This window comes from Yoonia sp. (assembly GCF_017854565.1).
GTDB lineage: Bacteria > Pseudomonadota > Alphaproteobacteria > Rhodobacterales > Rhodobacteraceae > Yoonia.
Map to the genome: position 1 here is coordinate 1 of NZ_JAFMHJ010000104.1, position 3281 is coordinate 3281.

The following is a 3281-nucleotide window of genomic DNA, read 5'->3' on the forward strand; positions in this document are numbered from 1 at the left end:
TCATATGTGAAAAAGAAATGATCATGTTTGATCGTTTTTTGACATTCGTGTCGGATTACCTTACATAGCTGATCAGACAGATCGACGGAGCGTGATCATGGGATATGCGGCAGCGGTAGACGACGAAGATCGCAAGAACCGGAACTTTGTTCAGGTCTATCCGAAGGGCTGGCAACGGATCCGTTGGCTGATGCAGGAGAAGCCCAATGCCGCACGACTTTACTCCTGGATAGCCGAGCACATGGACCCCGATGGAGGGGCCCTGGTGGTCTCACAGGTCGTCATGGCGGAAGCCTTGGACGTGAGCGAAATCACGATCCGACGACTGACGAAGTGGCTCGAAGACCGCAACGTGATGGTGCGGGTTCGGGTCGGCACAGGGGTCTATGCATATGCTCTGGACCCGAACGAAGTTTGGAGAGCATGGGACACGTCAAAGGAATTCGCCGTCTTCAACACGAAGACGCTGGTGAAGAAAAACACCCGCGACAACAGAGGTGTTGAGCGACGGATTCGGATCATGATGAAAGAGGCGGCGGGTGAGCCAGAGCTACCTCTCGAAGACATGAGCCAGGGTGATCAAGAGACACCCCACGATCCGGAAACGGGCGAGGTGATGCAGTGATTATCGTTGAACAGCGGAAGGAGGCGGACAGGTTGTCCGCCTACCTGAAAATCATTTGGGGACTCACTACACAAAGGTTGCTGGATTTTCGGGCCGCTCCGCGCTCCCTTCATCCAGCAACCTTTGCCGCTCGCCCTACCGGGGGTTCCTCCGGAGGCCCTGCGGGGCTGCTGTGCTGGCGTCCATCCCGGTCCGCCATGGCACAGCTTCCGGCTGCGCCGGAGGGCGGCACGGCCGCCCCCACCAGCTGCGCTGGTGTCATTCGACCGGGAGAGAGAATGCTCAAGAAAGGCCAGCGCCATGCGATCACCTGCTGAAATGACCAACACCGATGGCGGCGGCGCAGCTCTTGCGAAGACCGTCCGCACCGCTGTCGCATCGCCTGGCGCGGATGATCGGCCCTTCGCGATCATGCGCTATGCCAAGCTGCGGAGCGTCACCTCGATCAAAGGCAGCTCGAAGCACATGCGGCGCGACATCCCGACGCCGAACGCCGATGCCAGCATCAGCGCCAACAACCCCATCCTGATCGGCACCGATGATCCCGCGGCTGACGTGTTGCGCCTGGTCCCGAAAATCGGGGCACGGCAGGGCGACCCGGAGAACGGGAAGCTGCTGCGCCGCTCCAACTCCGTCCTGGCCGTCGAGGTCCTGATGACCACCAGCCCGGAATGGTGGCGCAGCTCTACCCGCGCAGACCGGGACGCATGGGTCGCGCAGTCGACCGCCTGGCTTGTCGCAGAATGGGGCGAAGAGAACGTCGCGCATCTGGAATTCCACATGGACGAGACGACGCCGCATCTCACCGGGCTGATCGTCCCTCTCGATCCCGACACCGGCGGCCTCAACGCTCGCCGGTGGATCGGTGGCAAGGCATCGAAGATGAACCCAGGCACGAGCCTGATTTCGGGCCACCAGACGCGCTACGCCGAAGCCGTCGAGGATCTCGGCCTGCGCCGGGGCCTCATCGGATCCACCGCCACCCACCAGTCTGTCGCGGAATACTACCGGCGCGTGAACGCGTCCGACGACCTCGAGCTGCCCGAAATCACGACGCCGCCGATGTTTGGCCGCGAGAAGTGGGCCAACGACCTGCGCGCCCAGGTCCATGAAGCGATCAAGATCAAGGCCGCCAAGGCCGCTGAGCTGCCCGTGGAGCATCGAAAGGGCGTGGAGGCCCGCAGAGCCGCCGAGATCAACGCAGACGCGCTGGAGCGGGCCAAGGAAGCCCGCCGCGCCCTTTCCGACCAGATGCGCGCCCTGCCCCTCGCAAGCGTCCTGGACGCCCTGGGGCTGGCCGTGGACCCCAAGGACGCCCGCAAGCCCGAAAACCGCCAGCGATGGATCGCAGGGCCGGAAGGCGACCGAACCCACAAAATCGAGATCGACGGCGACAAATGGCGCTGCATCAAGGGCGCGAAGGGTGCGCGCGGAGCCATCGACCTGGTGAAATACGTCACCGAGACGGACTTCAACGGCGCTCTGTCCTGGCTTGCAGATCGGTTCGGCACAGAGGCGACTGCTGCCGACCTCTTGGCGGCGCAGCAACGTCGCATCATGCCGACCGTAGAGGCGGCGGTGAAAGAGCGCCCGCCATTCAACCCGCCCGCTGCTGATCCTGAAGCCTGGCCGGCGGTGCGCCGGCACCTGATCGAGGAACGCGCCCTCGATGCCGATATCGTAGACGCGGCGCACGACGCAGGCGACCTCTACGCCCAGAGCCGGATCGGGCCGCACGGCGGCCAGCTGGTCAACGCCGTCTTTGTCCAGCGCGACGCAGACGGGATTGCCACGGGCGCCGAGATCAAGGGCATCGCCAAGCTGCGCGACGGCAGCCGCTTCAGCGCCTTGGCTCCCGGCAGCGACAAGAAACGCGGTGCGTTCCGTGCCGGCCTGCGGGAAATCGGTGACGCTGTGCGCGTCGTCATCGTCGAATCCGCGATCGATGCACTCTCTGCGCTTGGCCTGATCCGCCGGAAGGCCAAGACGGCCTCACCGATCACAATCATCAGCACCGCAGGCGATGGCAACGTGCCAGAGCCGATCCTGGCTGCGGTCGCGGCCGACGCGAAACGCTTCGCCGGACAGGACCGCAACGCGGCCGGGGACGCCCAGGCCGCCGCCCTTGGAGATGGATGGAAGCGTCTGCCCCCTGCCCTACCGCATGAAGACTGGAACGACTGGGCCGTTGCGGACGCGGAAGCTCGATCCAGTGGGGGAGCGGCATCCGCACCATCTACCGACGCCGCCGCCGACGCCTCGAACCTCACGACCAACACCACGCCTGATCTTGCTCCCTGACCTCGCAACACCCTTCCCCTCTCTCCCCCGGTGAACAAAGAACCGGCGGAGCCGGTATGGGGTGGCTGTGCCACCCCGCCTGCCCCCTCAAGGGGCAGGCATGCACCAACCCATCGGGTTGGTGCTGTCGAACGTCCCAGATCACATGCGTGATCAGGCGTTCGAAGGGAAAAGCTTGGAGCTTTTCCCAAGAGTAGAAAGACATAATATATATGTTAATCTTTTCAATAACTTATGGGTGACCGACCGATCACCCTGGGTGATCGGTCGACCGATCACCCAGGGTGATCGGTCGACCGGTCATATGTGAAAAAGAAATGATCATGTTTGATCGTTTTTTGACATTCGTGTCGGA

At 63.0% G+C, this 3281-nt stretch carries 2 protein-coding genes; both read left to right on the top strand.

Annotated features, from left to right (window positions below; all coding sequences use genetic code 11):
- Window positions 1–97: 97 nt before the first annotated feature.
- Entirely contained in the window at window positions 98–625 is a 528-nt protein-coding gene (locus QZ196_RS17430; protein WP_296428672.1) for a helix-turn-helix domain-containing protein, read from the top strand.
- Between the two features lie 318 nt (window positions 626–943).
- Window positions 944–2926, top strand: coding sequence for a MobV family relaxase (gene mobV, locus QZ196_RS17435; RefSeq protein WP_296428675.1), 1983 nt, complete (start codon window positions 944–946; stop codon window positions 2924–2926).
- The last annotated feature ends 355 nt before the right edge of the window (window positions 2927–3281 follow it).

What these genes read in the sequence shown, in the direction of transcription:
- mobV (WP_296428675.1), top strand. Translation starts at nt 944, where the DNA reads ATGACCAACACCGATGGCGGCGGCGCAGCTCTTGCGAAGACCGTCCGC.
- QZ196_RS17430 (WP_296428672.1), top strand. Translation starts at nt 98, where the DNA reads ATGGGATATGCGGCAGCGGTAGACGACGAAGATCGCAAGAACCGGAAC.